Below are 25,280 nucleotides of genomic sequence, written 5' to 3' on the forward strand. Positions count from 1 at the left end.
CTATCGATTTTCCCCGGCTAGTTGACGTTCAATGCGCTGAAGCTTTCCGCTTACGCTGCCGTCAAAAATCCGGTTTCCAATGCGGACTTTAATGCCGCCTATTAAATCCGTCTGCACTTCATTTCTGATTCTAAGTGAAGCGACTCCGGCTTTATTTGCAAACACTTGTGATAATGATGAAATCTCCGCATCCGTCAGCGGTTTCACTGAATATACGATTGCGTCTTCTGTTTGACGAGCCTCATTTGCGAGTTTAATAAACTCATCTGTGAGATCAGGCACAATCGCTGCCCGATGGCGGTCAATCAAAAGAAAAATCGTATTGAGCACGGACTGTGACAAAGAGCCAAATGCATTCTGAATCAGCTCTTTTTTCTTCGCAGCCGGCACCTTCGGATGGTTTAACACATCATTAAGCGCTTTTTCATTTTGAAATACTTGTTTTACAACGGTTAGCTCTTCTTCTACTTGATTCAGCTGAGCGGACTCATTGGCAATATCAAAAAGAGCTGACGCATATCGTTTTGAGACAGCTGATCCACTCATCGGCTTTCTCCTACCTCTTTAAGATAGTCCTGGATCAATTTCTCTTGAGCTTGTTCATCCAGTTCTTTTTCGATCACTTTCGACGCAATCATGACAGAAAGAGACGCTACTTGCTCACGGAGAGCAGAAACCGCCTGTTCTTTTTCCTTAACGATTTCAGTTCTTGCTGCTTCTTTCAGACGTTCAGATTCTGCACGCGCAGCCTGAATAATCTCTTCTTTTTGCTTATCTCCCAGTTTCTTTGCGTTTTCGATAAGAGTTTGGGATTCCTGTCTTGCTTCTTTTAAAAGAACGCGCTGCTCTTCAATCAGCTGCTGCGCTTCTTTATTTTTTTCTTCAGCAGACGTAATTTCTCCAGCGATGTGGTCTTCACGCTGTTTCATTATGTTTAATAGCGGCCCTAAAGCGTATTTCTTCAGAAGCGCTAATAAGATTAACATAGCTAACAGTTGGAACAGGATATCTCCGCCGTTAAACGAAAATCCTAGTTCAAGTGGTAATTGAGACATCTACTACGGCAACTCCCTTCTGCAGGTTTTTCTTTGCTGATCCAGCAGCCGCACTTGTCTCTTTTCAGCCGGCAAGGCGGGATGCTTATCAGACATAAAGCAATGGCGAAGGTTCTCTTGGAATGATCTTCGCCATTTTTAGTTCATATAAGGCTTTTATGCTTAGCCAAAGAACGCTAAGAATGCGATAACGACAGCGATAATAGGAAGGGCTTCAACTAATGCGATACCCATGAACATAAGAGTTCTAAGTTCTTTACCTGCTTCCGGCTGACGGGCAATCCCCTCTACCGTACGTGAAACAATCAAACCGTTACCAATACCTGCACCAAGTGCGCCTAAACCAATTGCAATCGCAGCTGCTATTAAATTCATGAAAAAGTTCCTCCTTTAAAATGTTATCCGTTTGGATATAATGTTTTAATGATCATGACTGATTTTATGAGACATGTACACCATCGTCAGCATTGTAAAGATAAACGCTTGGATGGCACCTATAAATAAACTGAATGCCTGCCATGCCAGCATCGGCAGAATGGCGCCGAGTGTACCGACAAGACCGAGAGCCACGCTTTGTGAATAATGGCTTGTCGCCAATCCCGCAAGCAGGCCGAGAAGAATCTCACCGGCGAAGATGTTACCATAAAGCCGCAACCCGAGAGTCAGCGTATTCGCAAACTCTTCGATAATTTTCATCGGGAGCATGAATGGAACAGGTCTTAAATAGTCTTTGGAATATTCCTTGAGTCCTTTCATCTTCACACCATAGTAATGGGATAAAGCAACAACCATCACGGCTAGCGTTAATGTAATGGCAGGATCGGCTGTCGGAGATTTCCACCAGAGCTCATGTCCGATTGTAATAGAGAACGGCAGCCCCAGCATATTCGACACAAATATGTACATCAGCAATGTGACACCAAGTGCCAAGAAGTTAGCCCCTGTTTTCAAATCCATTGTACTGCCGATAATATTGCGGACGAAATCAACAACCCATTCCATAAAATTCTGGGCTTTTCCGGGACGGATCGAAAGCGTTCTTGTCGTTAATATAGCAATCAATAAAACAATCACACTCGCCACAGTAATCATCAGAATGTTTGTCAGATTAAAAGTAAGACCTAGAAATTCAATAGTTCTGTATTCATGATTCAAAGGGTTTTCACCTCTCTTCCATTGATGAACGTTTAAGCTGGATAAAGGAATCTATCATAATGACAGGGTATATTGTCATTAATCCAATAACTGTACTTGCCATATGAAAATGCTCGGGATTTTTATAGGCGACAGCCGCAGCAAGAATCGCATTGCACCACCGCGCTGCGCTCCCAAGAGATCGTATGGACTTTCCTTTCTCAACGGCTCTGTCAAAGGCGTTCATTCTCCTGACGAGCAGTAAAAAATTAAACAAACTGAAAACAGTTCCCAGAATAAGGCCTAAAAAAACGGTTTTATACGCTGTTAAACCATAACCCAGTACATACACTGCCAAAATGAACAATAAGTATTTGCGTTGTCTGCTAAATGTAAGCTTGGGATCGTCCATCAATTATCTGTCTCCTGATGAAAAAATAATGTATAGCTTAGATACGGCATAAATCAGCGGTTAACCCTAGTAGAAGACCTTTTTTGTCCGGCAAAACGGGCCTGTTCGAAAAAATCATTCATCCGCAAGCCTTGCAGGGATGCTGTTTCATTCGCTTAAATAAATCCTCATAATACGGGTTTGCTGAGAGGATTTACATTGAGGATGAGGACTATAATGAAAGCTATGAAAACCTTCTCATAATACCCTCGTTTAGCATACAATAGCCCCTAACATGTGTCAATCTGTTTAAAGTTAAAAAACTTTTTATACTTTACGTCTCCACAGAATGTTCACATTTTCACCTATAATTGTATACAGATTCACCGAATAGCAAATAACTGGATAAAAAAAGAAACCCCCTTTCGGGAGTTTTCCTTTTATTTTGTTCCAAACATACGGTCTCCTGCATCTCCGAGACCGGGAACGATATAACCTTTTTCATTTAATTTTTCATCAAGGGCCGCGATGTAAATATCCACGTCTGAATGATGCTTCTGCAATTCTTCCACACCTTCAGGCGCAGCTACGAGACACATGAAACGGATGTTTTTCGCACCGCGTTTTTTCAGGCTGTTAATCGCTTCAACTGCGGAACCGCCTGTAGCCAGCATCGGGTCAACCACGATGAATTCACGCTCTTCCACATCAGAAGGAAGCTTCACATAGTATTCCACGGGTTTTAAGGTTTCAGGATCACGGTACAGACCGACATGTCCCACTTTTGCCGCAGGGATCAGTTTTAAGATGCCTTCAACCATTCCTAAACCTGCTCTGAGAATAGGAACAACACCGAGTTTTTTCCCTGAGATGACTTTCGATTTCGCAGTCTGAACCGGTGTGTTGATATCCACTTCCTCTAGAGGGAGATCACGGGTAATTTCAAACGCCATAAGCGTGGCTACTTCGTCTACAAGCTCTCTAAAATCCTTCGTGCCTGTCTCTACATTCCGAATATATGTCAGCTTGTGCTGAATTAAAGGATGATCAAATACATAAACCTTTCCCATACAGTGTTTCAGCTCCTTTTTTATTGTCCCATCGACAATTTCACACTTCTATTGATTCTACAAAAAAAGACATTGAGTTTCAAGGACATCGTCAAAAAACCCGCCGGGCATAAGCCCGAGCGGGTTTTTCAATCTTAGTAATCTAATTCTTTATATAGAGGGAACTTGCCAGTCAGAGCAGCTACGCGCTGTCTTGCTTCTTCAAGTTTTCCTTCATCTTCGTGGTTTTTCAATGCAAGCGCAATGATGGCACCGACTTCATCCAATGCATCTCCGTCAAAACCGCGGCTTGTCACAGCAGCTGTACCAAGACGGATACCGCTTGTTACGAAAGGTTTTTCCGGATCGTATGGAATTGCGTTTTTGTTAGACGTAATACCGATTTCATCAAGCACATGCTCTGCAACCTTACCTGTCAGTCCGAGAGAACGAAGGTCAACAAGGATCAGGTGGTTGTCAGTTCCGCCTGAAACGAGCTGGATGCCCTCTTTCGTTAACGCTTCAGCCAGGCGTTTTGCATTTGAAATGACGTTTTGTGCATATGTTTTGAAATCGTCCTGCAATACTTCGCCGAATGAAACAGCTTTTGCGGCAATAACGTGCATCAGCGGGCCGCCTTGAATTCCAGGGAAGATCGATTTATCAATTTTCTTGCCGAACTCTTCACGGCAAAGGATCATACCGCCACGAGGTCCGCGAAGTGTTTTATGTGTTGTTGTTGTAACGAAATCAGCGTAAGGAACCGGGTTTGGATGAAGGCCTGCCGCAACAAGTCCTGCGATATGCGCCATATCCACCATGAAGTAAGCGCCGACTTCATCAGCAATTTCACGGAATTTCTTAAAGTCGATTGTACGAGGATACGCACTTGCTCCTGCTACGATAAGCTTCGGCTTATGGGCAAGGGCTTTTTCACGCACGTCATCGTAATCAATATATTGAGTTTCTTTATCTACGCCATACTCAACAAAGTTATATTGAACACCGCTGAAGTTGACTGGACTTCCGTGTGTTAAATGGCCGCCGTGGGAGAGGTTCATCCCAAGTACAGTATCGCCTTGCTCCAAAATCGTGAAGTACACTGCCATGTTTGCTTGTGCGCCTGAATGCGGCTGAACGTTTACATGCTCCGCTCCAAAGATCTCTTTCGCGCGGTCACGAGCGATATCTTCAACAACATCGACGTGCTCACATCCGCCGTAGTAGCGTTTGCCCGGATATCCTTCAGCATATTTATTTGTCAAAACAGATCCTTGTGCTTCCATAACCGCTTCACTTACAAAGTTCTCAGAAGCAATCAATTCGATCTTAGTCTGTTGGCGTTCACGCTCATTTTTAATGGCGTTAAACACTTGTTCGTCTTGCGCAGGTAAATGTTTCATCAGCGAGATCCTCTCCTATCCGTATCCTGTTCTTTGTTTTTACCACCACTATTGTACATGGTTTTTTAGGCCGATGTAAAAGATTATTTTTAAAAAATCAAAATTTTTATTGGTAAAAACGAATATTGATAACTTAAATTTAAATTAAAGTTCGGGATTTATTTTACTGCCTTAAAAATAAAAGAAAAGACTGGCCACGCAGTCCTTTCATTCGCACCCATAAACCGCCCGCACTCCGCCGATCAGTTTTGGCCGCGTGCGCGCTAATGTCACATGTGCTGCCCCGAGACTGTTTTGAGCAACACGCACAGGGACAGCTACCGGCTTCAGATGCATGCCGATAAACGTATCGCCGATGTCTATTCCGGCATCAGCCTGAATGGTTTCGACAAGAACAGGAGACTTCATCTGCTTAAACGCATAAGCAGCCATCGCCCCGCCCGCTTTTGGAACTGGTACAGCAGAAACGGCCGGAAGCCTGAACAGCTGAGCCGTTTCCTCTTCAACTACAAGCGCTCTGTTCAAATGCTCACAGCATTGAAATGCCAGATGGATACCCGTTATTTTCTTAAGGTCAGCAAGTCCGCTGTAGATGCTTTCCGCGATGTCTTCGCTGCCCGATGTTCCGATCCGGCTGCCGGCCACTTCACTCGTGCTGCATCCAAGGACAAAGAGCTGATCTTGTTTCAATCCTGCTTGTTCCTGAAACTCAGACAGCATCGTCTTCCACGTTTGTTTGATCTCACTCATCGAACAGCACCCCTACAGGTTTTTCTCTTCATAATCTGAGATTTTCCCGATGCGCTTTTGATGTCTTCCGCCGGTAAACTCAGTAGTCAGCCAGATTTCTGCGATTTCCCGCGCCAAACCGGGGCCGATCACCCGTTCACCCATCGCGAGGATGTTTGTGTCATTATGCTCTCTCGTCGCCTTTGCGCTGAATGTATCATGCGCCAGCGCGCAGCGGATGCCTTTGACTTTATTAGCGGAAATGCTCATGCCGATTCCTGTCCCGCAAATTAAAATGCCTCTGTCAACTTCGCCGCTAACCACTTTTTCGGCCACCGGAAAAGCATAATCCGGATAATCGACAGATCCGCTGCCGCAGTCACAGCCCATATCAATATATTCAATTTGCAATTCGTCCATTAACTCTTTGATTTCATTTCGAATGTGAACGCCGCCATGATCCGATGCTATGGCTACTTTCATCAGCTTTTCCTCCCCAGCGTGTGTGATGCGGCCCGCCCGCTTTGTTGACCGCGCAGCCTGTCCGCTCTTTGATTCACACCATATGATGTGCTTTTCACTATATTCTACTCCTTCACGCAGGATTTGCAAATGACCTGTTTGCAGATTTTCTGACAACTTACCTGCTGTCTTTTTTCAGCTGTTTTGCCAGCTGCCGAAGAAGATCTTCAAGCTCATCTCTCGTTTGTTTATAGATGTCAATTGAGCCACCAAACGGATCAATGACATCCCCATAGCTGCCTGTGACGTATTCTTTTAGCGTAAATACTTTATCACGATAACGTCCAAAATGGCTGACAATGATCTGTTTGTGCTGATGGGTCATAGCCAGAACCAAATCAGCCGCTTCCATATGTTCTTCAGTTAATGGAGAAGATACATGATTAAGGGCAATGTGTTTTTCAAACAGCGCTTCGACTGCATGAGGCGTCGCTCTCGCATTAGGCGAAGCAAACACGCCTGCCGAGCGGACACTGACATTCAGCCCTTCCGCTTCTGCAATTGATTTAAAAAGCGCCTCAGCCATTGGGCTGCGGCACGTATTTCCAGTACAGACAAAAATAATGTTCATGTCAGTCACCCCTTATTTTTCTCTATTATATATGAAGAAAAAAGAAACGGCGACTTCGTTTCTTTTATTGGTATATTAAATTGGCAAAAGCAGCTTTAGGCCGAATGCGATTAATATGATGCCCCCGAGCGCTTCGCTGTATGTGCCAAGCCATGACTGCACTTGTTTTCCGATCAGCAGGCCCAGCCATGTCAAAATCATGCTGAACAGCCCAAACAAGGTAATTGTGAGGAGCGGATGCGAGCCGTATATCCCCAAGCTCAAACCGACGGAGAAGCTGTCAAGGCTGACGCCGACGGCAAACAGCAATAAGCCCGGCCCTGCCGGCGACATAAGTCGTTCTTCTGACTGTTTAAAAGAAGCCATAAGCATTTGAACCCCAAGAACAAAAAGCAACGAACCCCCGATATAAACCGCTAACACGCCGAGGAGCCCTGACAGCATGTTACCGGCCGCCATCCCCCCGAGAGGCATGATAACGTGAAAGAGGCCGATGATAAAACCAATATAGAATATCTGCTTTTTTCTGAGTTTGACCATGCCCATTCCGAGACCGACAGAAAAAGCATCCATCCCTAAAGCAAACGCCATGATGCTTAATGTAATCAGTTCGCCTATGAACAAATCCGACATACATAAATAACCCCCTTGGACACGCCCCGCTTTTTTAGCCTATGCGTGTCCAAAAAGGGTTAGAACATCTGACTGTGTTCAGCGAATCACTCTTCCTCCGGCGGCTTTCATCAGCCTGTTCATAATGGCGAGTCCGACGCCAGTGTCCGGAAAGGATTCTGCGATAATAAAATCCACCTTCTTCTCATCAAAGCTGCGTAAAGCATCATACAGCCCTGCCGCAACAGTCTCAAGCTGAGCCCGTCTGCCGCAGCTCTTCACATAATCAGCGGAATAAACGCCCGCGTTTTCTTCTGTCGTCAGGACACCGACCCGTCTGCCGCCCTGTTGATATTCTTGAATGAGAAGCTGAATGCGCTCCGGGCTACCTTCGCAAATCGCTAGCGGCGCTGTCGGCGCGTAATGTGTGTATTTCATCCCCGGGGAAATCGGCTTCTCATTTTGATCGCTGAGCCCTTTATCCACAAGGATCGGTCCGATCTCCGCTTCAATTTGTTCTTTCGTAATGCCGCCTGGGCGCAGGAGAACAGGGATGTCGCCAGCACATGAAAGTACGGTTGATTCGACCCCAATCCCGGTAGGGCCTCCGTCCATAATTCCGGCTATGCGGCCATCCAAGTCATAGGCCACATGTTCCGCCTTTGTCGGACTTGGCTTCCCTGATAGATTGGCGCTCGGTGCTGCAATCGGCAACCCCGACTCGCGAATCAACGCAAGAGCAAGCGGATGATCCGGCATTCGAATGGCAACCGTTTCAAGCCCTGCCGTTACACGAGGTGAGAGTGCACCAGGTTTGCAAGGTAGAATGAGCGTGAGTGCTCCCGGCCAAAACCGTTTTATCAATGTTTTCGCTTTTTCCGGCGCTGGACCCGTTAAATCATCAAGCTGGCTAATGTCCGCAATGTGGACAATCAGGGGATTATCGCTCGGCCGCCCTTTCGCTTCATATATTTTTTTGACGGCATCTGTGCTTTTCGCGTTTGCGCCGAGGCCGTATACCGTTTCTGTCGGGAACGCAACAACCTCATTTTCCCGGAGCAAAGCGGCTGCTTGTGCAATTTGCGGATCATTTGTGGATAACTCATCAGTTACATCCACAAACCATCTTTTCGTTTTCATTTCTGACCAAACTCCTTATTCACAACAATAAAACGATAGTTTTACGCGTGTAATCCTTTTGAAAGTATAAAAGATGTCCTGTAATAAAACAAGCGTTATCCACAAATTGTGGACAACGCTAATGAAGAAGTGGATAAGTATGTGTATAAATCAAACTGATCCAGACGCTTTTTTCATCAAGACGGCCCCTTCTGTTTGCCGCGATTCACAGAAATGATCAGAAGAAAACAGCTCTTCCGGTACACTTTCAGCTCGTTCAAACCCCATGGCCGTCAGGAAATCAGCAGAGGAATGCTGATTCGCTATTAAGTATACTGTTTTGATCTGATGCTTTTCGCACAGCAGTTCCATGCTCTGAAAGAGCGTCACAATATGGCCTTGGTGAAGCTTGTCCGATATCACAAGTGATCGCAGCAGCCCTTGATCACAGCTGATTTTTTCAATTCCGAGACATCCCGCAATGTTTTTCTCGCTGTCCTCCAGCATAAGAAACTGGGTGAAGCCTTCTTTCACGCCTTCATAATTGGTTTTCGCCTGTTTTAGAAATTCCTCGAGCACATCTCCGTCTTTTTCCCTTGCCACCCGCAGTTGATAAAACATCCGTTCACCCCGTTTTTGCATTCTTTCTTCCAATCTATGAGGCAAATCTATTTTTAGACCAGGTGATTAGGAAAAAAGGTCGGAAATCCATTCGACTAAGAAGAATTTCACTTCTGTGCCGTCTTCATTCTCTTCCTTCTCTTCTTTTTTGGCTTTTTCCGCTTTAGCGGTTACGTTCTCAAGCACTTTTTCAGTCTGCTTTTTTGAGGCTTCTTGATCTTCTTGTTCTTTTACGGCTTCCCCGTTAGAAAAATCGAGAAAGCAGAGCGGCGGGAACAGCACACACCACCAGTTGGCGCCGTCTCCGTTTCCAAGCGTAATCAGAATCGCTTCATACTCGCCAGCGGGATATACCATATTGCCGTAAAGCTTTGTCGGAAATGAGATTTTGTCAAAATCAACGGATATCGATTGGTTTGCTCCTTCTTCCTCCATTGTTTCCTTTGCAATTTCTTTGATTTCAGGCAGCTTTGACCGAATCACACGCCGCGCTTCTTCTATAGAAGTGATATCCTCTACCCAGGTTGTGATTTCTTTATTGACCGCGTCTCTGATATGCCGCTTTAATTGCTGGTCCTGATTACTATCGCTGTTTGCCAATATTCTCAGGCGAATCGCCTCATCCGGTATGACCACCGGCTGATTTTCTGATTGCTGTGCCGTCTCTTCTTTTGCCAGCCCTACAAGTGCTCCGGATAATAAAAGAAAGATATATATACAAATGATTACTGTTTTTTTCATCGGTCCCCACCGTTCCTCTCCGTGCTTTGTTTCTAGCCCTATTATGGACAAGGAGAGCCCGGGGTAAACGTGCAGAGTGAAAAAAATCTAGCAAGCTGTTAATCTTATTTATGGTACGATAGTGTTTTAGGAGGTTTAAAGATGAAATATAATTATACAGTGCTGTTATCAGCCTTCACGATGTCGGTTCTTTATTCAATTATTTATATCCATTCATTCATCATTGCCGCTCTCATAACGATGGCATTTTATTTTCTATTTCCTTATTTGATATTCGCGCTGCCGCTTCAATTCATGATGAATAAAAAGCCGAAACGGTTCAGCCCTTTGTATCTGCTGTATTACCTTGTAGCAGCTTTTATTGCCAACGCGATCATTTTTGGCGTGCTGCAGCCTTCGGGACAATCTCTGCTTCAAAATATGGCCTTCTATCTTTTCGCTGTATTAACAGCTCTTGTCTATTGGATATGGGATTCTGTTTTACTCCAAAAAAAGGAAGCCTAAGAGGCTTCCTTTTTCATTAAAACAAAACCGTCAGCAAATAACATAGAATAGAAGGTATCGCCGCGACAAAGAAAGCAGCCGCCATTTTCAAGCGGGATGTACGGCCTTCTTTGGTTTCTGAATGGTAGTTTGCCCGCTGATCACTTCCGCTTACAGCCAAACCCGATGTGATGATCGCGAGCCCAATCAAAACGAGAGACGCAACGCCAAAAATCGCTTCATATGAAAGAGCCTGCGGAAAAATGGTGCCAATCATGCTCTCAATCGCAATGAACAAGATTCCTGCTGTCAGGGCCTTTTTCATCCTTTACATCCCCTTTGCTGGTGTTAAAACAGCTTGATTCATCAACTCGCCAGCAAGCTGCTTATTTATTTTTATGAATCACAGCGCATATGGTTCTGTCTTTTCCGTTAATATCTTTCAGCACTTCCACTTCTGCATGTTTAAACGCCTTGAGGATCAGCTCTTTGACCGCTTCGCCCTGTTTCCATCCGATTTCAAAAACGACAAACACTTTCTCCTTCATGACAAGCGGGATGTCATCCATAAACCGCTTATAAAATTTCAGCCCGTCTCCGCTATCAGTGAGGGCGTGCAGCGGCTCATGAAAACGGACAATCTCTGATAGATCAGCCATTTCTTCCTCTGAAATATAAGGAGGATTTGAGACGACAATATCCGCTTTTTTTCCTGCCTTAATAAAAGGCTCAAGCAAATCGCCCTGATAAAAGCGCACATCCGCTCCGAGCTTTTCCGCATTGGCAGAGGCGACTTGCAGCGCTTCTTTTGAAATATCAACCGCCGAAACAGAAAAGTTTTTGTTTTCAAGCGCAAGCGTGACGGCTATCGCGCCGCTTCCTGTCCCGACGTCAACGACATCAAGCCGCCCGTCTTCCGAAAAGACATGCCGATATTTTTCAAGCAGATGATAGACAACCTCTTCTGTTTCCGGCCGCGGGATCAGCACGTCATCATTCACCATAAATTCCCGTCCGTAAAAAAACTCTTTTCCGATAATGTACTGAACCGGGACGCCCTCTTTATGCATCTCAACGTGACGCGTAAAGCGATACAGTTCGTCTTCGCCAATCGGTTCCTGTAAGCTGGCGAGCAGCTTGCTTCTGTCCATTCCGGTATCATAAAGCAAAAGAAGCTCAGCCGCATTTTCTTCTCTTCCCGCTTCGGTTAAATAAGAAGAAGCCCATTTCAGGGCTTCAAATATCGTCTTCATCTTAACCTTCCGACTGCTGAAGCTTGCTTGCCTGATCTTCAACAATCAGCGCTTCAACCACTTCGTCAAGTTTTCCTTCAAGAATCTGATCAAGCTTTTGAATCGTCAGGCCGATTCTGTGATCCGTCACACGGTTTTGCGGGAAGTTGTATGTGCGGATACGCTCAGAGCGGTCACCTGATCCAACTGCTGATTTCCGTGTTTGATCATATTCAGCTTGGGCTTCCTGCTGAAATTTATCATAGATTCTGGCACGGAGAACCTTCATTGCTTTTTCTTTGTTCTTGATTTGAGATTTTTCATCCTGGCATGATACAACAACACCTGTCGGCAAATGCGTCAGACGAACGGCAGACATTGTTGTGTTAACGCTTTGTCCGCCCGGTCCGCTTGATGCAAACGTATCGACTCGGATATCCTTCTCATGAATGTCAACCTCTACCTCTTCTGCCTCAGGAAGACATGCTACTGTTGCAGTTGATGTATGGATACGGCCGCCTGATTCTGTTTCCGGAACACGCTGTACGCGGTGGGCGCCGTTTTCATATTTGAGTTTAGAATATGCGCCGCTTCCCGTAATCATAAAGATGATCTCTTTGTAGCCGCCGGTTCCGGTTACACTCGCTTCCATGACCTCTGTTTTCCAACCTTGAAGCTCGGCATAACGGGAATACATTCTGTACAGGCTGCCCGCGAATAAAGCGGCTTCCTCGCCTCCCGCAGCTCCGCGGATCTCCATGATAACGTTTTTGTCGTCATTAGGATCTTTCGGGATCAGGAGCACTTTCAGGCGTTCTGACAGTGTTTCCGTTTCCTTCTGAAGTTCAGAAATCTCTTCCTTCACCATGTCGCGCATCTCAGCGTCCAGCTTCTCTTCTAGCATCGCTTTTGCATCAGCCAGCTGTTCTGACGCATCTCTGTATTGTCTATATACGTCAACTGTTTCTTGTATATCAGATTGCTCTTTTGAATATTCTCTTAGCTTTTTCGGATCGTTGACTACTTCTGGATCGCTTAAAAGCTCATTTAATTTTTCGTATCGTTCTTCGATTGACTTTAAACGGTCTAACACGGTCTTCACCTCTGTTTTCCTGTGCGTAACATTCTCATTATAGTATAGTGATTAACCCCAGTCAAAAGCATTTCAATCCCAGCTTGAAAAGCCTCCTCTGCTATACTGGGAATCGAGGAGGGATGATGTTGCTGAAATCCATACATCACATTGCAATCATATGTTCAGATTATGAAAAGTCGAAAGCTTTCTACGTACATAAGCTTGGTTTTCAAGTCATTCAAGAAACGTACCGCGAAGAGCGCGGCTCCTATAAGCTTGATTTGTCGCTTAACGGCACGTATGTCATTGAGCTGTTCTCGTTTCCCGATCCGCCCGCGCGCCAAACCCGGCCTGAAGCTGCAGGCCTGCGCCACCTTGCCTTCACAGTCAGCAGCTTGGATAAGGCGGTTCAGAAGCTTCATGAAAAAGGAATCGAAACAGAGCCGATCAGAATAGATCCGCTGACCGGCAAGCGTTTCACCTTCTTTTTTGATCCGGACCAGCTTCCTTTAGAGCTGTATGAACAGTAACGGTTTTTGAAGAAAAAAAGGAGATACCCACTTTCTTTGCCGAATCTTTTCTTGTTTTGTCTAATAGGAAGGGAACCGCATTCTATGGTCGAATACCTAGCTAAAAAGGAGGTATGGGATCATGAATACAAATATGGTAGCAAGTGAACTCGGCGTCTCCGCAAAAACGGTGCAGCGGTGGGTGAAGCAGCTGAATCTTCCGGCCGAACGCAATGAGCTTGGACACTATTCGTTTACGGCAGAAGATGTAAAGGTTCTAAAATCTGTTCAAAAACAAATTTCTGAAGGCACGGCGATTCAGGATATTCATGTGCCGCAAAGCACTAAAAAGCGCACAGGCTTCCTTGTCCAAAAAACAAATGGCGACACAGAACGGAGAATCGAACAGCTCGAACAGAAGCTCGGCGCCCTTTTACAGCAAAAGCAGGACGAAAACGAGCTGCTGGTAAGGATCGGGGAACTGGAACGCCAGCTAAAACAAAAAGCCGATGAGGGTGTATCTTATCAGCTGCTTCAGCACCGCAGAGAAATTGATGACATCCTTGCAGACCTGCAATCACTGACCTCACAAATAAAAGAATTCACCGCCCAGCCGATCCCCGAGACTGCTGCTTCTTCTGAAAAAACAAAAACAAGAAAAAAACCGCTTTTGTCACTTTTCAAATTTCAAACCTAAAGTAAAAAAGCTCCCTTTACGGGGAGCTTTTTTGATTACGCAGTAAGCGCAATAATAATCGGTAGTGAAATCAATGACAGAATCGCACTGACCACAAACGCAGTCGCAGTTTCTTCTTCTTGTTTCTCGAAACGAGTCGCAATCATGGCTGCAACGGCAGAACCAGGGAATGCCACAAGAAGGATCGCTTTTGTCATTTGGTCAGCTGGAAGTCCGACTGCAAGAGCAATCAGGAACATTAACGCAGGCTGAACCGCAACTTTTAGTAACGCAATACCGATAGCTGGCATACTGAGTTTGATTTTACGGATACCAACAGTAACACCTACAGCAAAGAGAGCAACACCAGATGTTGTGCTTCCAAGCTGATCAAGCATTTTAACACCCAGCTCAGGAAGAGTGAAGTTGAAAACCAACACTAAGATCATACTGATTAACGGAGCAGCTGCAAGCGGCTCACAAAGGCCATGCAGGATTGATTTTCCTGTCATCTTCCAGAAGCTGTCGCCGCCCTTTTCGTTTTTCTTAGAAGACTCACCGACAGTAGCGATAATGATCGCGAGAGGATCAAGGATCGCGTTTACCACGATACCTGTAACCGCGATCGGAATCGCAACTTCATTCGCCCCGAACAAGCTTCCCAATACAGGAATACCCATAAATGCGAATGTTGGCTGTGCAGAGTTCAAAGAAAATACAGATGAGTTCGTTAAATCATACTTCAAGATAAATCTGCAAACCAAAAGAATGATGATATAGAAACCAACAATCCCAATAATTAAAGAAACCATCAATGGAACTTGTGATAAAAATTCACTTCTGGAAGTTGTTAAAATACCAGCGATAAAGTGAGCTGGAAGTGCGTATTTCGTTACTAACGTACTTACCCCTTTTGCCGACTTGGCATCATAACTTCCAAAATGTCCTGCAAACCACCCCAGCACAATAACAAAGAATATCGGTGCCAGGAGGATTAAGATATCTAAGATGCTCAAAATATTCTCCTCCAAATCCTATGTCCGTATACTTTAGCTTTACAAAAAGCTTTCCCTCGGACGAAAAAATTTACTCGCTAATTATTTCGCGATGACTTTTTTGTATTCAGGTGTCCACATTGCATCAAGGACAGCTTGTTTTACATCTTCAGGCTGACGATTTGCTACGCCTTCTTTAATTGCTGCTTCAGCAACGGCAATCGCAACTTGAATAGAAACTTCTTGAAGCTTATCGATGCTTGGAAGCAATCCTGCTCCAGGTGTTTCGAAGTCAACCATTTCAGCAATCGCATCAGCAGTTGCAGCAAACATCGCAGGCGTAATGATACGCGCTTCAGCTACAATTGAACCAAGTCCAAGACCAGGGAACGCGAATGCGTTGTTAGATTGTCCGATTTCATAAGAAACACCGTTGTATTCTACATTGTCAAATGGGCTTCCTGTTGCAATAAGCACTTTTCCGTCAGTCCATTTGAACAGATCTTCAGGAACTGCTTCAGCAAGGTGAGTCGGGTTAGACATCGGCATGATAACCGGACGGTCTACGTGAGATGCCATTTCTTTTACAATTTCCTCTGTGAACGCACCTGAAACCCCTGAAGTACCAATCAAGATCGTTGGTTTCGCTTGGCGAACCACTTCATCGAATGGAATTTGGCCTTTTTCATCGCGCTTCCAGTCTTTTACTTCATCCGCACTGCGTAGGTAAGGTTTTTGGAAATCAAGGATGCCTTCGATTTCTTCAGTCAGCAAGCCTCTGTAATCAAGTGTGTAGAAGCGTTTGTTAGCTTCTTCTTCAGATAATCCAGCAAGCACCATTGTGTCGCGGATTTGGTCAGCAATACCGATACCAGCAGAACCAGCACCGAAGACAACAACACGCTGATCTTTAATAGAAGCGCCAGTTTTCTTCATCGCCGCAAGCACACCAGCAAGTGTGATCGCTCCTGTACCTTGGATATCATCATTAAATGTAAGAATTTCATGATTGTATTTTTTCATGATATTACGTGCATTTTTGTTACCAAGGTCTTCCCAGTGAAGAAGCGCTTTAGGGAAGAATTTCAATGCCGCTTTTACATAAGCGTCAATGAAAGCTTCATAGCGTTCGCCTTGAACACGCTCATGCTTGTTACCAATATATAAAGGATCATTCAGAAGTTTTTCGTTGTTCGTACCGACATCAAGCACAACCGGGATAACACGGCTAGGGTCAATACCAGCTGCAGCAGTGTAAACAGCCAATTTACCGATTGCGATGTTAATACCGCCTACACCCCAGTCACCGATACCGAGAATACTTTCAGAGTCAGTAGCAACGATAAGATCAATATCTCCTGCAGTCGCATGAAGGTTTTCAAACGCTTTTTCAATACCGTCAATGTTGTCGATTGACAAGTAGATACCTTGAGGTCTTCTATATTCATGGCTGTATTCCTGAATCGCTTCACCAACTGTTGGTGTGTACACAACAGGAAGCATTTCTCGAAGATGGTTTTTCAGCAATTTATAGAAAAGAACTTCGTTACGGTTTGCAAGATCACTTAAGTAAACATTTTGACGAAGGCGGTCAGGCTGCGCTTGGAATTGCTCGTATGCGCGTTGTGCTTGTTGATCAAGAGAAAGTACAGTTGGCGGTAGAAGTCCTTCTAAGCCAAGTTCTTGTCTTTCTTCTACTGAAAAAGCAACGCCTTTATTTAAAGTAGGAATAGATAAAACTTCTTTCCCTCTAAGAGTTGTTTCTAAGTGGCCTTCTTTCGTTTTTTTTATGTTATTCAAGCAAATCTCCTTCTTTCTTGAAATAGTTAACCAAGTTAAGTAATAACCCATCTAAAATATGACCGATCATGATCTTTATGCGACTTTGTGACAATTATTCGAACAATGTCTCAAAACTATTTACATTACGTTAGTTATTTTATGCCTGTCAAAATCAAAATTCAAGAGAAGAAAATTACTTAATTTTTTAATACACTTAATTAAATTTTTTAATTGGATGTTATCAGAATATAAAAAAAACACCGGTGTTTTCACACGGTGCTTTCTATCTTTTTACCCATGTTTTGGGTTAATTTTTAGATTTTCCTGGGACTTCGTGATGATGTCTGCATCTTGCTTCATACGATTCGGATGCGCCCACCTTTATGACCGGATCATCGTAAGAAGCAGGTTTGCCGTCAATCAGGCGCTGTGTTCTGCTCGCCGGTGATCCGCAGACGGAACAGACGGCTTGCAGCTTCGTCACACTTTCCGCAATCGCCATAATATCCGGGACGACACCGAACGGCTCTCCTCTAAAATCCATATCAAGACCCGCTGCAATCACACGGTAGCCTTTATCGGCAAGAGATGATAATACCTCAACAATGTCTTGGTCAAAAAACTGCACTTCATCAACCGCAATCACATCCGTACTCTCACTGATGTGATCCCAAATGTCCGCAGCAGAAGAAATGGCATAGCTCGTCATGGATGTTCCATTATGGGAGACAACAGCATCTTCGCTGTAGCGATTATCAATCACAGGCTTAAATACCCTGACTTCCTGCTTGGCGTAAGTCGCTCTCTTCACTCTTCTGATCAGCTCTTCAGATTTCCCCGAGAACATGCTGCCGCAAATCAGCTCAAGCCACCCGCTTTGTTTCATTATGTACATAGGCTCCGCTCCCCTCTCTCTGCCAGCTGTGTTTTAGACAATATAAAAAACAGGCAAGACTGCTTCCTGCCTGTTGAAAAATCTATTATTACTTAAGACCGTATTTTTTGTTAAAGCGATCAACACGACCATCAGCAGAAGCGAATTTTTGACGGCCAGTGTAGAATGGGTGGCATTCAGAGCAAATCTCAACGCGTACCTCTTCTTTTACTGAGCCTGTTTCAAATTCATTTCCGCAAGCGCATTTAACTGTTGCTTTTTTGAAATTAGGATGAATTCCTGCTTTCATTGTATCCATCTCCTTCCGCCCTGAATCCCGTGTGGAAACAGAGTTATTATTTCGGAGCATTGTCCGAAACGCATATGAGAAAATTATATCAGTGATTTACTTCTTTTGCAAATACAATTTATCTTCTAGCAGATGATAGATTTGCCTGTTTCCATTCTTGATTGAGAATATCGAAAAATTCCTGGTTTGTTTTGGTTTTTTTCATTTTTCTCATGAATTTTTCTGCGAAATCAGGTGAATCAGACATCGTTTTGCGGATCGACCATAAACGATCAAGATGCTCTTTAGGCACAAGCAGCTCTTCCTTGCGCGTTCCTGAACGGCGGATATCGATAGCCGGGAAGATGCGGCGCTCTGCCAGAGAGCGGTCAAGGTGTAGCTCCATGTTGCCTGTTCCCTTGAATTCTTCATAAATGACATCATCCATACGTGACCCTGTATCGACAAGAGCCGTAGCAAGGATGGTTAAGCTGCCGCCCTCTTCGATATTTCTCGCTGCCCCGAAGAAGCGTTTCGGACGGTGGAACGCTGCTGGGTCAATCCCTCCGGAAAGCGTTCTTCCGCTCGGCGGAATCACTAAGTTGTAGGCGCGGGCAAGGCGTGTGATGCTGTCCATCAGGATGATGACATCTTTTTTATGTTCCACGAGACGCATTGCGCGCTCAAGCACAAGCTCGGCCACTTTGATATGGTTTTCCGGCACTTCATCAAACGTTGAGCTGACGACATCACCAGCTACAGAGCGCTCGATATCGGTTACTTCCTCCGGTCTTTCGTCGATCAAAAGCACGATGAGCTCTGCTTCAGGCTGATTCGCTGTAATGCTGTTGGCAATTTCCTTCAGCAGCATCGTTTTTCCGGCTTTTGGCGGCGCAACAATCAAACCGCGCTGTCCAAATCCGACCGGCGCCATCATGTCCATAATTCTTGTAGACAAGAAGTTCGGCTTTGTTTCAAGCACCATTTGACGATCTGGATAAAGAGGTGTAAGCGCCGGGAAATGCACACGCTCTTTTGCTGATTCAGGATCATCTCCATTCACTGCTTCAACGTGCAAAAGTCCATAGTAACGCTCATTTTCTTTTGGCGGGCGAACCTTGCCTGAAACTTTGTCTCCGTTTCGCAAATCGAAACGGCGGATTTGTGAAGCTGAGATATAAATGTCTTCTGAGCTTGGAGAGTAGTTGATCGGTCTCAGGAAGCCGAAACCTTCAGACTGGATGATCTCAAGAACGCCTTCCATAAACAGCAGATCTTCCTGTTCTGCATTCGCTTTCAGAATGGCGAAAATGAGTTCTTTTTTTGTCAGTTTGCTGTAGTAGGAGATTTTATAATGTCTTGCAAGTTCATAAAGCTCTTTTAATTTCATATTTTCCAAAGAGGAAATAGATACGTCTTTCATAAAAACACCACGCTTTTCATAGTCAATATCTTACTCTGCACATGTAAATCTGCTGCTTTTGCACAACATCCGCCAAAGCACATTCTTTTTTTAACATAAAGGAACTTCTATCGGTAACACTTCCACCCATGATCGGCGCTTTTGTTAAAAGGATTGTCTTAATGAGTTTTGAAGGAAGCGAGGACAAAAACATGAGAAGATCAATACTTATATCGTCTGTATGCGGTAGAAATTGAAACTTTCCTAGTGCTTAAAAGAAGGAATTACGCAGTAAAAATCGCAGCACTCTTTATTTTTACCTTATTTCAAAAAATTATTCAACTGAAATAAGGTTTTGACACGGAATTGATAGAGTTGACTCTTTTCTGCAAAAGAAAAGCGGGCTCACACCCGCTTTATCTTTTTTTATGGACGGATTACAAGATTTGGTTTCTTTTTCAGGCTGTGTCTGCCGTCAACGAAACGGACTGTGCCTGATTTTGCACGGATAACTAAGCTTTCAGTTGTGCCGACAGAGCCTTTGAATTGAACGCCTTTTAACAGCTCGCCGTCAGTTACCCCGGTAGCTGCAAAAATCGCGTCATCACCCTTCACAAGGTCTTCCATACGGAGGACTTTGCTTAAATCAAGGCCCATTTTGTGGCAGCGTGTGATTTCTTCATCGCTTTGCGGAAGAAGTTTACCGATAATTTCTCCGCCCAGCGCTTTTAACGCAACAGCAGAAAGCACACCCTCAGGAGCTCCGCCTGATCCGAACAGGATGTCAACGCCCGTGTGGTCGAAAGCTGTGTTGATGGCGCCTGCGACATCGCCATCATTGATCAATTTGATTCTGGCGCCGGCCTCACGAAGCTCGGAAATAATTTTTGCGTGTCTTTCACGGTTTAAGATTGTGGCAACGACGTCCTCAACGTCCTTATTTTTCGCCTTTGCCACCGCTTTAAGGTTATCAATGACAGGTGCTTCAATATCAATACAGCCCACCGCTTCCGGACCGACTGCGATTTTTTGCATATACATGTCAGGAGCGTTCAGAAGCGTGCCGTGGTCTGCGACCGCGATAACCGTCAGCGCGTTCCAGCCGCCGCTTGCTAGGATGTTTGTGCCTTCAAGAGGGTCAACTGCAACATCGACGCGCGGGCCGTACCCGTTTCCGAGTTTTTCCCCGATATACAGCATCGGCGCCTCGTCCATTTCTCCTTCACCGATCACAACGGTTCCTTTCATCGGAACTGTATCAAAAACGTCTCTCATTGCGCTTGTTGCCGCTTCATCAGCCTCATCTTTTTTCCCCCGGCCCATCCATCTTGCAGATGCCAATGCCGCAGCTTCAGTCACACGTACCAATTCCATTGATAAACTTCTTTCCATTTCAACACGATCTCCTCTCACAAGAAACCATTATGAATTTTGAAGCTGTTCTATTTCTTCGTCAGTCATTCTTTCACGCCAGATTGTTGCTCCTAGCCCCTCGAGCTTCTTCTCAAGGGTGCTGTATCCGCGGTCAATATGCTCCAAGCCCGTAATTTCCGTGACGCCGTCAGCCATCAGGCCGGCTACGACCAGACAGGCTCCGGCACGCAGATCACTCGCCTTCACTTTTGCGCCTTGAAGCTCGACAGGACCTGTGATGATGGCAGATCTGCCTTCTACTTTCATATTGGCACCCATCCGTCTCAGCTCATCAATGTGCTTGAATCTTGCCGAGTAAATGGTGTCCGTGACGACGCTTGTCCCTTTTGCCCTTGTCAGGAGTGCTGTCATCGGCTGCTGCAAATCAGTCGGAAAGCCCGGGTATACAAGGGTTTTGACATCAACCGGCTTTAAGTGCTTCTGCCCGCCGACAATGAGAAGCTGGTCGTCGCTTGTTTCGATATGATAGCCCATTTCTCTCAGCTTTGCCGTTAACGACTCAAGATGAGTGGGAATCACATTATCGATAATGACTTCCTTGCCCATTGCAGCCCCTGCAATCATAAATGTCCCGGCCTCAATTCTGTCCGGAATGATCGTATGCTTGCAGCCGTGCAGTTCCTTCACGCCATCGATTCGGATCACATTGGTTCCCGCACCTTTGATTTTGGCGCCCATGCTTGTAAGCAGTGTCGCGACATCAATGATCTCAGGCTCCTTGGCAGCGTTTTCGATGATCGTTTTTCCTTCTGCCAAAACAGCGGCAAGCATAATGTTAATGGTTGCCCCCACACTTACGACATCTAGATAAATGCGTGCGCCTCTCAGCCTTTCAGCACGCAAATAAATGGCGCCTTGTTCATTGGTTACTTCAGCTCCAAGTGCTTCAAAGCCTTTAATATGCTGGTCAATCGGGCGGGGGCCCAAGTGGCAACCGCCGGGCAATCCGATGACGGCCTGCTTGAAGCGGCCGAGCATCGCCCCCATTAAATAATACGACGCGCGAAGCTTTTTTACTTTTCCGTTAGGAAGCGGCATGCTGATCATCGACGTGGGGTCAACAACCATTTCCCCATTCTCAAAATGCACGTTGCCGCCGATTTCCTTTAACAGGTCACGCAGCGTTTCAATATCTGAAATCTCTGGAAGCCCTTCAATTGTCACCTCGGAATTTGCCAAAATGGTTGCAGGTATTAATGCAACAGCACTGTTTTTAGCGCCGCTGATATGTACTGTACCGTTTAACGAGTCACCGCCGGCAATATTCAACTTTTCCATGATAGTCTCCTTCCATAAGAAGATAGCTGCGGAGCTAAATAAAATGTCATTTTATTCTGTCTCTGCAAATAAAGCTCATGTCCAAAATCTAGCCAATTCGAAGAGAAAGAATACAACACATTGTAAAATATCAGGAAGAAAATAGCGAAGCTTTGCGGGGCACAGGTTTCGAAAATTGCACAGAGACCCGCCGGCTCAAGAGACATCGTCGTCATCCGGCAAAAGCAGTACGCAAACCCTTCATTCCGATATCAGCTTCTGCAGCCCAATGATTCCTTCTCTGTAAAGCGGCGTTTGCATCTGAAGGTCCGCTGTATCAGTACGGTGAAAAACAAAGGCCGCGGCAAACAGGCATAAAGCTGTTTGCCGTCCTTTGCATTATTTATTCCAGTCTGCCAGGAATTGTTCGATTCCTTTGTCTGTTAACGGGTGCTTAGTGAGCGCATGAATGACTTTCAGCGGCATTGTGCCGATATGAGCCCCTCTTAAAGCGGCTTCTGTCACGTGCTGCGGATGGCGGATTGACGCCGCAATGATTTGTGTTTCAAGACCGTGAATGTCAAAAATCTGCTTGACGTCTGAAATCAGGTCAAGTCCGTTGTGGCCGATGTCATCTAAACGTCCCAGGAATGGTGATACATACGTTGCCCCTGCTCTGGCAGCAAGAAGCGCCTGGTTTGCATTGAAGATCAATGTGACGTTTGTTTTGATGCCTAAGTCAGTAAGTGCTCTTACCGCTTTTAAACCGTCAGACGTCATCGGGATTTTCACCGTAATGTTCGGTGCGATTTTCGCCAGTTCTTTTCCTTCCTCGATCATTTCCTCAGCTTTCAAAGAAATAACCTCTGCACTTACAGAGCCTTTCACGACGTCTGTGATCTCGCGAAGACGGTCGTGGAATGATACGTTAGCTTCTTTTGCTACTAAACTAGGATTCGTCGTTACACCGGCGAGAATTCCTAATTCATTCGCTTCTCTAATTTCATCGATATTAGCTGTATCAACAAAAAATAACATTTTCAAAAAGCCTCCCTGAGTAAGAAATTTTCTGAACTGTGAATATGATTGCGCTTTCTAAAGATAGACGGAAAACCGCCTGTCAAGCTGTCAGGCGGCTATAAACGTTCCAATTGAATTAAGCTTGGTTTGAAGAACCAAATTCACGCATTTTACCGATAACTGTTTCTTTGATCGCTTCACGAGCTGGTCCAAGATATTTACGTGGATCGTACTCGTCAGGCTTAGCTGCCAATGTTTCGCGAACAGCTTTTGCAGAAGAAATTTGGTTTTCAGTATTCACGTTGATTTTAGCTGTACCAAGTGAAATTGATTTTTTGATGTCAGCAGTCGGAATTCCAGTACCGCCGTGAAGAACTAGCGGAAGACCAGTTGATTTCCCGATCTCTTCCATTTCTTTGAAGCCAAGGTTTGGCTCACCTTTGTAAGGGCCGTGAACAGAACCTAATGCAGGTGCAAGGCAGTCAATGCCAGTGCGCTCAACAAGCTCTTGGCACTCTTTAGGATCAGCGTAGATTACGCCTTCAGCGATAACGTCATCTTCTTGTCCGCCTACTGTTCCAAGCTCAGCTTCTACAGATACTCCGTGGAAATGAGCAAGCTCAACAACTTTAGAAGTTGTTGCTACGTTTTCTTCAAATGGATGGTGAGAAGCGTCGATCATTACAGATGTGAAACCTGCATGAATCGCTTTCGCACAAGATTCAAAGCTTGAACCGTGGTCTAAGTGAATCGCAACAGGAACTGTCACTTTGTACTCTTCCATAAGTGCTTTTACCATAGCTACGACTGTTTTGAAGCCGCCCATGTAGCGTCCCGCACCTTCGGAAACACCAAGGATCACTGGAGATTTTTCTTCTTCAGCTGCTTGTAAAATCGCTTGAGTAAACTCAAGGTTGTTTAAGTTAAATTGTCCTACAGCATAACCTTTTTCTTTAGCTGTATTCAACATTTCCGTCATAGAAACTAAAGGCATGTCGAATGTCCTCCTTATGTAGCCTGATTGTCTTCTAGCGAAAAAAGCTTTCCACCCTAGCATGACCCATCTATTGCTGTCATATGTAAATACCAGATCGCTTTTTCTCCATAACTAGAATACCAACTTTTCGACAAATCGGCAACACAATGACATGATTCATTTGTTTCTTCTTTTTGTCAATTAGACTTCAGGGGCAGATATTTTTTCACGGCATCTCTGATTTCGTCGATGTCAAACGGCTTCGCAAAGTGCGTCAAAGCGCCCAGTTCCTTTGATTCCTGGATCATGTCGAGCTCTCCGTATGCCGTCATGATGATCACCCGGATGTTTTCATCAATGACCTTCATCCGTTTTAAGATTTCGATACCGTCCATGCCGGGAATTTTCATGTCCAGAAGCACAAGGTCGGGCCGTTCTTTTGTCACGATGTCAAGCGCCTGCAGGCCGTTTGCAGCCTGAAACGTCTGGTAGCCTTCTTTATTGAATACTTCGTTAAGCAAAATACGTATGCCGTATTGATCATCAACGATTAAAATTTTTTCATTCATCATTTTACACCCCAATATTATGATTTTCGTCAAAAGTAAGCAGTAGTGTATGTATTCTGTTTGATTTTCCTATTTCCTTTAATTATAATAGTCTACTTTACGACATTTTCTGAGCATTTTCTCTTTTGTTGTATACTGATATTGTACGTTATAAAGGAGGATTCACTTATGTTGAAAATATTTACGACGCAGTTAACAGGTATTTTTTCCCGCATTCAGGATAAGGAATCTGACGCGATTGAAGATGGGGCGCGGCTGCTTGCTCAAGCGGTGATCAGCGGGCATTCCATTTATTTATATGGAGCTAATGAGCTTCAGGGCGTCTTTTATGAGGCCACCGAAAGCAAAGAACCCTTCCCATCCATCAAAGCCTTTCCAGAAAGCGCTGAGGAAGTGACAGAAAGCGACAGGGTGCTGATGTTTTGTTCAGGGACGGGCACAGCCGAAGAGCAGGCGCTTGCGAAAGAGCTTTATGAAAAAGGTGCGGGAGTCGTATGCGTATCGCCGGCAGCCAAAGACAGTGCGGGAATTGAACAATATTGTGATGTGCATATTGATTCTAAATTAAAAATGCCGCTTGTGCCCGATGAAGACGGCACCCGTTACGGATTTCCCTCTTTAATGACTGCACTGTATGTCTACCATGCTTTATCGTTCACATTAAAAGAAATTCTGCAAGAGTATGCATAATATCTTATTGTACATGCTGTCTCTTGCCGGAAACAAATAAAAAAGACTTGCCCGCTTTTGACAAACGGCA

31 protein-coding genes and 1 pseudogene are annotated in these 25,280 nt (G+C 44.9%); 4 read left to right on the forward strand and 28 right to left on the reverse strand.

Going from position 1 to position 25,280, the window contains the following annotated elements; all coding sequences use genetic code 11:
• The 14 genes from M1M80_RS19235 to spoIIR form a co-directional block, all read right to left on the reverse strand.
• Entirely contained in the window at window positions 1-546 is a 546-nt protein-coding gene (locus M1M80_RS19235) for a F0F1 ATP synthase subunit delta (RefSeq protein WP_003235770.1), read from the reverse strand.
• Entirely contained in the window at window positions 543-1,055 is a 513-nt protein-coding gene (gene atpF / locus M1M80_RS19240) for a F0F1 ATP synthase subunit B (RefSeq protein ID WP_003235774.1), read from the reverse strand. The genes M1M80_RS19235 and atpF overlap by 4 nt, the downstream gene beginning before the upstream one ends.
• A gap of 162 nt (window positions 1,056-1,217) precedes the next feature.
• Window positions 1,218-1,430: a F0F1 ATP synthase subunit C gene (gene atpE, locus M1M80_RS19245; protein ID WP_003151167.1), complete on the reverse strand. Its 213-nt coding sequence runs from the start codon at window positions 1,428-1,430 to the stop codon at window positions 1,218-1,220.
• A 45-nt stretch (window positions 1,431-1,475) separates the two neighbouring features.
• Window positions 1,476-2,210, reverse strand: coding sequence for a F0F1 ATP synthase subunit A (atpB, locus tag M1M80_RS19250; protein ID WP_003235776.1), 735 nt, complete (start codon window positions 2,208-2,210; stop codon window positions 1,476-1,478).
• A gap of 7 nt (window positions 2,211-2,217) precedes the next feature.
• Window positions 2,218-2,601 (reverse strand): ATP synthase subunit I, encoded by a 384-nt coding sequence (gene atpI, locus M1M80_RS19255; RefSeq protein ID WP_003221899.1) that lies wholly within the window; start codon window positions 2,599-2,601, stop codon window positions 2,218-2,220.
• Between the two features lie 419 nt (window positions 2,602-3,020).
• Window positions 3,021-3,650 carry a uracil phosphoribosyltransferase gene (gene upp, locus M1M80_RS19260; RefSeq protein ID WP_003235778.1) on the reverse strand — a complete coding sequence of 210 codons (630 nt, stop codon included), beginning with the start codon at window positions 3,648-3,650 and terminating at the stop codon, window positions 3,021-3,023.
• 134 nt (window positions 3,651-3,784) lie between these two features.
• Window positions 3,785-5,032 carry a serine hydroxymethyltransferase gene (gene glyA, locus M1M80_RS19265; RefSeq protein ID WP_003235780.1) on the reverse strand — a complete coding sequence of 416 codons (1,248 nt, stop codon included), beginning with the start codon at window positions 5,030-5,032 and terminating at the stop codon, window positions 3,785-3,787.
• A 207-nt stretch (window positions 5,033-5,239) separates the two neighbouring features.
• Window positions 5,240-5,782, reverse strand: a complete 543-nt coding sequence (locus M1M80_RS19270) for a TIGR01440 family protein (protein WP_060399710.1) — start codon at window positions 5,780-5,782, stop codon at window positions 5,240-5,242.
• Between the two features lie 12 nt (window positions 5,783-5,794).
• Window positions 5,795-6,244: a ribose 5-phosphate isomerase B gene (gene rpiB, locus M1M80_RS19275; protein ID WP_029316922.1), complete on the reverse strand. Its 450-nt coding sequence runs from the start codon at window positions 6,242-6,244 to the stop codon at window positions 5,795-5,797.
• A gap of 157 nt (window positions 6,245-6,401) precedes the next feature.
• Window positions 6,402-6,854, reverse strand: coding sequence for a low molecular weight protein arginine phosphatase (locus M1M80_RS19280; protein ID WP_060399711.1), 453 nt, complete (start codon window positions 6,852-6,854; stop codon window positions 6,402-6,404).
• 75 nt (window positions 6,855-6,929) lie between these two features.
• Window positions 6,930-7,487 carry a manganese efflux pump MntP gene (locus M1M80_RS19285; protein WP_003235788.1) on the reverse strand — a complete coding sequence of 186 codons (558 nt, stop codon included), beginning with the start codon at window positions 7,485-7,487 and terminating at the stop codon, window positions 6,930-6,932.
• A 78-nt stretch (window positions 7,488-7,565) separates the two neighbouring features.
• The gene (locus M1M80_RS19290) at window positions 7,566-8,606 is read right to left on the reverse strand and encodes an L-threonylcarbamoyladenylate synthase (RefSeq protein WP_060399712.1); all 1,041 of its coding nucleotides are present in this window, start codon (window positions 8,604-8,606) and stop codon (window positions 7,566-7,568) included.
• A 150-nt stretch (window positions 8,607-8,756) separates the two neighbouring features.
• Complete coding sequence (locus M1M80_RS19295) at window positions 8,757-9,206, reverse strand: GNAT family N-acetyltransferase (RefSeq protein WP_032731818.1); 450 nt, start codon at window positions 9,204-9,206, stop codon at window positions 8,757-8,759.
• A 66-nt stretch (window positions 9,207-9,272) separates the two neighbouring features.
• Window positions 9,273-9,947, reverse strand: coding sequence for a stage II sporulation protein R (gene spoIIR / locus M1M80_RS19300; protein WP_060399713.1), 675 nt, complete (start codon window positions 9,945-9,947; stop codon window positions 9,273-9,275).
• Window positions 9,948-10,088: 141 nt separating this feature from the next.
• On the opposite strand from spoIIR, the gene M1M80_RS19305 reads away from it, so the two are divergent.
• Window positions 10,089-10,451 (forward strand): UPF0715 family protein, encoded by a 363-nt coding sequence (locus M1M80_RS19305; RefSeq protein WP_060399714.1) that lies wholly within the window; start codon window positions 10,089-10,091, stop codon window positions 10,449-10,451.
• Between the two features lie 16 nt (window positions 10,452-10,467).
• Here M1M80_RS19305 and M1M80_RS19310 read toward each other — a convergent pair whose 3' ends face one another.
• The 3 genes from M1M80_RS19310 to prfA form a co-directional block, all read right to left on the reverse strand.
• A complete protein-coding gene (locus tag M1M80_RS19310; RefSeq protein WP_060399715.1) occupies window positions 10,468-10,755 on the reverse strand; it encodes a DUF5316 family protein in 288 nt (95 codons plus the stop codon).
• Window positions 10,756-10,816: 61 nt separating this feature from the next.
• A complete protein-coding gene (gene prmC, locus M1M80_RS19315) occupies window positions 10,817-11,683 on the reverse strand; it encodes a peptide chain release factor N(5)-glutamine methyltransferase (protein WP_060399716.1) in 867 nt (288 codons plus the stop codon).
• A gap of 1 nt (window position 11,684) precedes the next feature.
• Window positions 11,685-12,755 (reverse strand): peptide chain release factor 1, encoded by a 1,071-nt coding sequence (gene prfA / locus M1M80_RS19320; protein ID WP_003235802.1) that lies wholly within the window; start codon window positions 12,753-12,755, stop codon window positions 11,685-11,687.
• Between the two features lie 125 nt (window positions 12,756-12,880).
• On the opposite strand from prfA, the gene gloA2 reads away from it, so the two are divergent.
• Together gloA2 and racA are read left to right on the forward strand one after the other, a co-directional pair.
• Window positions 12,881-13,267, forward strand: coding sequence for an SMU1112c/YaeR family gloxylase I-like metalloprotein (gloA2, locus tag M1M80_RS19325; RefSeq protein ID WP_080429066.1), 387 nt, complete (start codon window positions 12,881-12,883; stop codon window positions 13,265-13,267).
• A 121-nt stretch (window positions 13,268-13,388) separates the two neighbouring features.
• Complete coding sequence (racA, locus tag M1M80_RS19330) at window positions 13,389-13,943, forward strand: chromosome-anchoring protein RacA (protein ID WP_060399717.1); 555 nt, start codon at window positions 13,389-13,391, stop codon at window positions 13,941-13,943.
• Between the two features lie 35 nt (window positions 13,944-13,978).
• Here racA and M1M80_RS19335 read toward each other — a convergent pair whose 3' ends face one another.
• The 11 genes and pseudogenes from M1M80_RS19335 to spo0F all read right to left on the reverse strand — a co-directional run bounded on the left by M1M80_RS19335 (window position 13,979) and on the right by spo0F (window position 24,523).
• The gene (locus tag M1M80_RS19335) at window positions 13,979-14,938 is read right to left on the reverse strand and encodes an AEC family transporter (protein ID WP_019259740.1); all 960 of its coding nucleotides are present in this window, start codon (window positions 14,936-14,938) and stop codon (window positions 13,979-13,981) included.
• Window positions 14,939-15,019: 81 nt separating this feature from the next.
• Complete coding sequence (gene malS / locus M1M80_RS19340; protein ID WP_003235813.1) at window positions 15,020-16,717, reverse strand: oxaloacetate-decarboxylating malate dehydrogenase; 1,698 nt, start codon at window positions 16,715-16,717, stop codon at window positions 15,020-15,022.
• A 289-nt stretch (window positions 16,718-17,006) separates the two neighbouring features.
• On the reverse strand, window positions 17,007-17,594 hold the full coding sequence (locus M1M80_RS19345; protein ID WP_003235815.1) for a thymidine kinase: 588 nt from the start codon (window positions 17,592-17,594) through the stop codon (window positions 17,007-17,009).
• A gap of 88 nt (window positions 17,595-17,682) precedes the next feature.
• Window positions 17,683-17,883: a 50S ribosomal protein L31 gene (gene rpmE, locus M1M80_RS19350; protein ID WP_003151132.1), complete on the reverse strand. Its 201-nt coding sequence runs from the start codon at window positions 17,881-17,883 to the stop codon at window positions 17,683-17,685.
• A gap of 118 nt (window positions 17,884-18,001) precedes the next feature.
• A complete protein-coding gene (gene rho / locus M1M80_RS19355) occupies window positions 18,002-19,285 on the reverse strand; it encodes a transcription termination factor Rho (RefSeq protein WP_003221939.1) in 1,284 nt (427 codons plus the stop codon).
• Window positions 19,286-19,315: 30 nt separating this feature from the next.
• Window positions 19,316-19,478, reverse strand: a pseudogene (locus M1M80_RS19360) (hypothetical protein).
• 212 nt (window positions 19,479-19,690) lie between these two features.
• Window positions 19,691-20,656, reverse strand: a complete 966-nt coding sequence (gene glpX, locus M1M80_RS19365) for a class II fructose-bisphosphatase (RefSeq protein WP_003235818.1) — start codon at window positions 20,654-20,656, stop codon at window positions 19,691-19,693.
• A 30-nt stretch (window positions 20,657-20,686) separates the two neighbouring features.
• Complete coding sequence (locus M1M80_RS19370; protein ID WP_003235821.1) at window positions 20,687-21,976, reverse strand: UDP-N-acetylglucosamine 1-carboxyvinyltransferase; 1,290 nt, start codon at window positions 21,974-21,976, stop codon at window positions 20,687-20,689.
• A gap of 378 nt (window positions 21,977-22,354) precedes the next feature.
• On the reverse strand, window positions 22,355-22,993 hold the full coding sequence (gene fsa, locus M1M80_RS19375) for a fructose-6-phosphate aldolase (RefSeq protein ID WP_003235823.1): 639 nt from the start codon (window positions 22,991-22,993) through the stop codon (window positions 22,355-22,357).
• Between the two features lie 118 nt (window positions 22,994-23,111).
• The gene (locus M1M80_RS19380) at window positions 23,112-23,969 is read right to left on the reverse strand and encodes a class II fructose-bisphosphate aldolase (RefSeq protein ID WP_003235826.1); all 858 of its coding nucleotides are present in this window, start codon (window positions 23,967-23,969) and stop codon (window positions 23,112-23,114) included.
• A 179-nt stretch (window positions 23,970-24,148) separates the two neighbouring features.
• The gene (gene spo0F, locus M1M80_RS19385) at window positions 24,149-24,523 is read right to left on the reverse strand and encodes a sporulation initiation phosphotransferase Spo0F (RefSeq protein WP_003227621.1); all 375 of its coding nucleotides are present in this window, start codon (window positions 24,521-24,523) and stop codon (window positions 24,149-24,151) included.
• A 165-nt stretch (window positions 24,524-24,688) separates the two neighbouring features.
• Here spo0F and M1M80_RS19390 point away from each other — a divergent pair, with 165 nt between their 5' ends.
• Window positions 24,689-25,210, forward strand: a complete 522-nt coding sequence (locus tag M1M80_RS19390; RefSeq protein WP_060399718.1) for a DUF2529 domain-containing protein — start codon at window positions 24,689-24,691, stop codon at window positions 25,208-25,210.
• Window positions 25,211-25,280: the final 70 nt, after the last annotated feature.

It is taken from the genome of Bacillus inaquosorum (assembly GCF_023238325.1).
In the GTDB taxonomy this organism is placed as follows: domain Bacteria; phylum Bacillota; class Bacilli; order Bacillales; family Bacillaceae; genus Bacillus; species Bacillus inaquosorum.